The 6,859-nt window shown below is 36.7% G+C and carries 5 protein-coding genes; all 5 read left to right on the forward strand.

The genetic code is table 11. The features are described 5' to 3' along the window. The first annotated feature begins 32 nt into the window (after positions 1–32). The 5 genes from mnmA to DWW68_RS11505 all read left to right on the forward strand — a co-directional run bounded on the left by mnmA (position 33) and on the right by DWW68_RS11505 (position 6,691). Positions 33–1,124, forward strand: coding sequence for a tRNA 2-thiouridine(34) synthase MnmA (mnmA, locus tag DWW68_RS11485; RefSeq protein ID WP_021952916.1), 1,092 nt, complete (start codon positions 33–35; stop codon positions 1,122–1,124). Between the two features lie 325 nt (positions 1,125–1,449). Further along, positions 1,450–2,382 carry a cysteine synthase A gene (cysK, locus tag DWW68_RS11490; protein WP_118589554.1) on the forward strand — a complete coding sequence of 311 codons (933 nt, stop codon included), beginning with the start codon at positions 1,450–1,452 and terminating at the stop codon, positions 2,380–2,382. 367 nt (positions 2,383–2,749) lie between these two features. Continuing rightward, positions 2,750–4,045, forward strand: a complete 1,296-nt coding sequence (locus DWW68_RS11495) for an O-acetylhomoserine aminocarboxypropyltransferase/cysteine synthase family protein (protein ID WP_118589553.1) — start codon at positions 2,750–2,752, stop codon at positions 4,043–4,045. 132 nt (positions 4,046–4,177) lie between these two features. Beyond that, positions 4,178–5,695, forward strand: coding sequence for a phospholipase D family protein (locus tag DWW68_RS11500; RefSeq protein WP_243053087.1), 1,518 nt, complete (start codon positions 4,178–4,180; stop codon positions 5,693–5,695). Between the two features lie 42 nt (positions 5,696–5,737). Next, the gene (locus DWW68_RS11505) at positions 5,738–6,691 is read left to right on the forward strand and encodes an L-lactate dehydrogenase (protein ID WP_118589552.1); all 954 of its coding nucleotides are present in this window, start codon (positions 5,738–5,740) and stop codon (positions 6,689–6,691) included. Positions 6,692–6,859 lie beyond the last annotated feature (168 nt).

The raw sequence follows: 6,859 nt of genomic DNA on the forward strand, positions 1-6,859 counted from the left end.
TTATCTTTTATTAGTGGATGGAGATGACGATAATGAAGAAGGCTTTAGTTGCAATGAGCGGCGGCGTAGACAGCAGTGTTGCTGCGGTTTTTATGAAGGAAAACGGATATGACACAATAGGTGTTACCATGAAGCTTTATGACAATGAAGATATTAATATGTCAAGAGAGAAAACCTGTTGTTCATTAAGTGATATTGAAGATGCAAGAAGTGTTGCATTTAACGTTGGAATACCATACTACGTTTTTAACTTTAAGGCAGAATTTAAAGAAATGGTTATTGACAAATTTGTCAATTGCTATAAATGTGGAATGACACCTAATCCATGTATTGACTGTAACAGGTATTTAAAATTTACAGAGTTGTACAGACGTGCAGAGGCATTAGGATGTGATGTTATAGTTACGGGACATTACGCCCGGGTTAAGTTTGATGAAAACACCGGAAAGTACCAGCTTCTTAAGGGAATTGATGATACAAAGGATCAAAGCTATGTATTGTACCATATGACTCAGGAACAGCTGGCACATACTATTTTTCCTCTTGGAGAGTATACAAAGGATGAAATAAGGGAGATTGCGGAAAAACATCATCTGGTAAATGCTGCAAAGCATGACAGCCAGGATATATGTTTTATTCCTGATGGAAATCATAAGAAGTTTATAGAGCAGTATTCCCATAAGAAAATAGGTCCCGGTAATTTTTTGGATGTTAACGGGAAAGTCATAGGAAAACACAACGGATATTACAGATATACAGTAGGTCAGAGAAAAGGCATTAATGTAAAACGGGAAGGAAAGCATTATGTTTTGGAAATCAGACCGGAAACGAATGAAGTTGTTGTTGGAAGAAACAAGGATTTATATACCAATGAACTTATAGCTACAGATTTTAACTGGATTTCCGGGGAAAGTCCTAAGGAGCCGGTAAAGGTAAGCGGAAGAACAAGATACCATCAGCCTCTTACAAAGGGTACGGCATCGGTACTTGAAAATGGAGATGTTAAGGTTGTATTTGATGAAGCAATCAGGGCTATAACCAAGGGACAGTCCGTTGTTTTGTACGATGGAGATGCAGTTCTTGGTGGTGGAACCATTATAAAAACAGATGTAAATGAAAATTAAAATAAAGCTTCTTTTTGCCGTAAAACAGGCGAAAGAAGCTTTATTTTTACACTAAAACATACTAAACATATATGAAATATAAATTTTTTAAAAAAATATAAAAATCCTATTGACAATGTAGGAATTAAATGATAATATCTTTATATCCTACAAAACAGATAGGGAATAAATGAAAAGGAGATTTGAATAATGAATAAGACAAAGACAGCTTATAATTACAACATGCGAAAGACATACTGTTGTTCCATGATGGTTAGTAAAGAAGAAGTGATTGGTAAAAATCGAATGTGTAAATAGTCTTATTAAATTATTGGAGGATATAAAAATGGCAAAAATAAATAAAAGTGCAGCAGAATTAGTTGGAAATACACCATTATTAGAGGTGACAAAATATCAGGAAAGTGTTGGAGCAACGGATGCTACTATTTTAGCAAAGCTTGAATATTTCAATCCGGCAGGAAGCGTTAAAGACAGAATTGCTCTTCAGATGATTTTAGATTTAGAGGAAAGTGGAGAGATTGAGCCGGGAGCAACACTTATTGAACCAACATCAGGAAATACAGGAATCGGAATTGCAGCTATAGCAGCAGCAAAGGGATATAAAGTAGTAATTACTATTCCGGAGACAATGAGTGTTGAGAGAAGAAACATTATCAAGGCCTATGGAGCAGAAATTGTACTTACAGATGGAACTAAGGGAATGAAGGGAGCCATTGCAAAGGCAGAAGAAATTCATGAAAACACACCGGGTTCAGTAATTGTAGGACAGTTTGTAAATCCGTCAAATCCAAAGGCACACAGACTTACAACAGGTCCTGAAATCTGGGAAGATACAGATGGGAAGGTTGATATTTTTGTAGCCGGTGTTGGTACAGGCGGAACAATTACAGGTGTTGGTGAATACTTAAAGTCAAAGAATCCTGACGTAAAGGTTGTAGCTGTTGAACCACAAACAAGCCCTGTATTATCAGAAGGAAAAGCAGGAGCTCACAAGATTCAGGGTATTGGCGCCGGATTTGTACCGGAAGTTTTAAATACAAAGATATATGATGAAGTATTTCCTGTATCAAACGAAGACGCATTTGCAGAAGGGAAGAACATTGCAAAAACAGAAGGCGTATTAGTAGGAATTTCATCAGGAGCAGCATTATACGCAGCAAAAGAATTAGCAAAGAGACCTGAAAACAAAGGAAAAGTAATCGTAGCATTATTACCTGACTCAGGAGACAGATACTACAGCACAGCACTCTTTGCGTAAGCAAAGACGTGCATCACCAAAAATCATTAAGCGTCAAAAGCTTGCTTTTGTAAGCAAAAATGATTTTTGGTTGATATAGGGCGCAGCCCGACAGTGAGATGAAGCAAAGCGAAATCGAACTGCACGTCTTTGAAAGACGAATAATCGAAAAAATAAAATCATTAAGCGTCAAAAGCTTGCTTTTGTAAGCGAAAATGATTTTTGGTTGATATAGGGCGTAGCCCGACAGTGAGATGTAGCGAAGCGAAATCGAACTGCACGTCTTTGAGAGACGTGTAGATAAATGCTAAGGTAGCGAAGCGAAATCGAACTGCACGTCTTTGAGAGACGTGTAGATAAGCTAAAAACAAATCGAAGGAGAATAAATATGAGCAACAGAAATTATAAATTTGAAACATTACAGTTACACGTAGGACAGGAACAGCCGGATCCGGCAACAGATGCAAGAGCAGTTCCAATTTACCAGACAACATCATATGTGTTTAGAAATTCAGAGCATGCAGCAGCAAGATTTGGATTAGCTGACGCAGGAAACATTTACGGAAGATTAACAAACTCAACTCAGGGTGTGTTTGAAGAAAGAATCGCAAAGCTTGAAGGTGGTGTTGCAGGTTTAGCCGTAGCATCAGGAGCAGCAGCAATTACATACACAATTCAGGCATTAGCAGGTGCCGGAGAACACATTGTTGCCCAGAAGACAATTTACGGTGGAACATCAAACCTTTTAGCTCACACATTACCAAACTATGGCATTACAGCTACATTTGTAGATGCCCATAACTTAGAAGAAGTTGAAGGCGCAATTCAGGATAATACAAAGGCAATTTACCTTGAAACATTAGGAAATCCTAACAGTGATATTCCTGACATTGATGCCATTGCAGAAATCGCACATAAGCACGGACTTCCTGTAGTAGTGGATAACACATTTGGTACACCATACCTTATCCGTCCAATTGAGCATGGTGCAGACATTGTTGTTCATTCAGCAACTAAGTTTATTGGTGGACATGGTACATCACTTGGTGGCGTAATCGTTGATGGCGGTACATTTGACTGGGCTGCAAGTGGCAGATATCCTGGAATTTCAGAGCCAAACCCAAGCTATCATGGAGTTAAGTTTACAGAGGCAGCAGGCCCTGCAGCATTTGCAACATATATCAGAGCAATTTTACTTAGAGATACAGGTGCAACAATTTCACCATTTAATGCTTTCTTATTACTTCAGGGAACAGAAACATTATCTCTTAGAATTGAGCGTCATAATGAAAATACAAAGAAGGTAGTTGAATATTTATCAAATCATCCGTTAGTTGAAAAGGTAAATCATCCATCATTACCTGATCATCCTGACCATGCACTTTACGAAAGATATTTCCCAAATGGCGGTGCAAGTATCTTTACATTTGACATCAAAGGCGGACAGGAAGAAGCTCATAAGTTTATTGATAACTTACAGCTGTTCTCATTACTTGCAAACGTTGCAGATGTTAAGTCATTAGTTATTCATCCTGCAACAACAACACATAGCCAGTGCACAGCTGAAGAGTTAGCAGAACAGAACATTAATCCAAATACCATCAGACTTTCAATTGGTACAGAAAACATTGATGATATTATTGAAGATTTAGATGAAGCATTTAAGGCCGTAGAAGGAAAATAATATAATTATCATAATAAAAAAACAACAGTGGCAAATGTCGCTGTTGTTTTTTCTATGGAAAATGTATTTTAATTATTCACTAAAGGCATTATAATGGTACAGATAACATTAAAAATAAAAAAGGTGATTTAAGTGGTTAAAGGGATTTTTATTGTACTTATTTTAATAATATTAAGTATCATTTATTCTGTTTTCAGGCAAAAAAGAAAGAAAAAGAAATTCAAGGTAAGAAGGGTTATAAGAACTTTTGCAGTGGTATTTCTTTTGTTTATTTTATATTTGGTAATTGGCGGCATTGCTCCGTTTTTAATCCATAATAATATAACTAAAGATACTGAAAAAAAGGTGGAAAATACTAATTTTTACAGTGATAAGAAGGGTGTTGACAGGGCAGTAATTATTGAGGACAACGAAGAAGCCCTGAAAATGCGTTTGAAGCTTATTAAGGATGCAAAAAATAACATTGTTATGTCAACCTTTGATTTTAGAAGTGATGAGGCAGGAAAAGATATGCTGTCAGCTCTTCTTGATGCGGCAAACAGAGGAGTTAAGGTGGAAATTTTTGCTGACGGCTTTAATTCAGAACTTAGAATGGAGAGAAATAATTATTTCTATGCTTTAAGCTGTAACCCTAACATCAAAATCATTATTTACAACAAAATAAATCTTTTGACTCCATGGAAGGGATTGGGGAGAATGCACGACAAATACCTGATTTCTGACAATAAGGCGTATATGCTTGGAGGTCGGAACACATTTGGGTATTTTCTTGGAGACTATAAGGGACACAAAAATTACGACAGGGATGTTTTAGTATATAATACTGAATACAAGAAGGAAAAAAGTGACAGCTCCATATATCAGATAAAGAAATATTATAAGGATATTACTTCATTAAAATGCTGCAGTGTATTTCACAATAGCACTAAAATAGCAAAAAAGAAAAAGGTGAAGGAAGCAGGAGATTACTTAAAGGAGCGTTATACAAGGCTCTCTGAAAAATATGATAAGTTTTTAAGCAGTGAGTATAATTATGAAAAAAATACTTATGAAACTAATAAAATAACCCTTATAAGTAATCCAACCACAATATATTCAAAGGAGCCGGTGGTATTTTACACTTTAATGAAATTAGCTGAAAATGCAAAATCTGAAGTTAAAATACATACTCCTTACATTATATGTGATGACTATATGTATGAAGGTTTGTCTAAAATAGGGGATAAAACCACAATAATGTTTAATTCTGCTGAAAATAACGGAAATCTTTTTGGTGCCATAGATTACATGAGCAACAAAGAAAAAATAATAGACACTAAAATGACCATAAAGGAATATGAGGGAGGAATTTCCTATCACGGAAAAAGCATGACAATAGATGATGATATGGCAATAGTAGGCTCCTTTAACATGGATATGAGAAGTGCTTATATTGACACTGAATTAATGCTTGCCATTAACAGCAGGGAAGTTACAAAGCAGTTAAAAAATAATATGCTTTTATACGAAGAAAAGGCAGCTACAGTAAAAAATCTTAGTGAGTACAAGGATTTGCCTAAGGGAATGAAAATGAAGGAAATATCAGGGAAAAAAGAAAACCTGCATAAATATCTAGGCTGGATATTTAACGCATTAAGATTTCTTTTCTAGAAAAAAATAGGTATAATGGGAAAATATAAAGGAGATGGTACTATGTTATACAACAGAAAAATAGTGATTATCGGTGCAGGTCACGTAGGAACCCACTGTGCAGCGGCACTGTCCTTTCAAAACATTTGTGATGAAATAGTTTTTATAGATAAGGATGAAGTCAAGGCTAAAAGTCAGGCAATGGATTTAGCAGACAGTGTATGCTTTTTGCCATCGGCTCCGATTATCAGAACGGGAGATTACAGGGACTGCGAAGATGCAGATATTATTGTTATCAGTGCAGGGGTGCCAAGGCTTCCGGGACAAACCAGGCTTGATACATTAGGGGCATCAATTGAATGTATAAAGGATGTTGTGGATAATTTAAATAAAACAGACATAAAGGGAATAATTATCACAATAACAAATCCTGCGGATATAATTGCCTACTATGTAAGAAAGCATACAGGACTTCCTAAAAACAGGGTGTTTGGCACGGGAACGTCACTAGATACTGCCAGAACAAGGCGGACAGTGGCAGATTTGTGCAAGGTGGACCCCCACAGTGTAATTGGATTTGCAATGGGAGAACATGGGGACTCCTCTATGGTACCTTTTTCACACCTTACAATTAATGGAGATGCTTATGACAAATTCGTTAAAGAACGTGGTGACCGGTGCATAGATTTTAGTGAAGAGAAGGTTACTGAATGCACCCATATGAGAGGCATGGACATTATTAACGGAAAAGGTTCCACGGAATTTGGAATAGGAGCAGCCTTAGCAGATATGGCAAAGGCGGTGCTAACTAACGAACACAGAGTCCTTCCGGCATCAGTATTGTTAGAGGGAGAATATGGTCAAAATAATGTAAATGCCGGTGTTCCCTGTATTATAGGACGGAACGGAATTGAAGAAATAATTGAGTTAAAATTGACAGAAGAGGAAAATAAGCTGTTCGCTTCTTCATGTGATGTTATAAGAGAACATATAAAATTAGAGGAGAAAACCAAATGAACGAAGTTCATTTATAAGGATGTTTTCGACGAAATGCCGCTGACCGAAGGGAGGGGGCAATACACAATCAAGGAGAAAACCAAATGAACGAAGTTCATTTATAAGGATGTTTTCGACGAAATGCCGCTGACCGGAGGGAGGGGGCAATACATATTAATTAGGAGAAAA

The organism is Eubacterium sp. AF16-48 (assembly GCF_003479405.1).
GTDB classification, from domain to species: domain Bacteria; phylum Bacillota; class Clostridia; order Lachnospirales; family Lachnospiraceae; genus Eubacterium_G; species Eubacterium_G segne.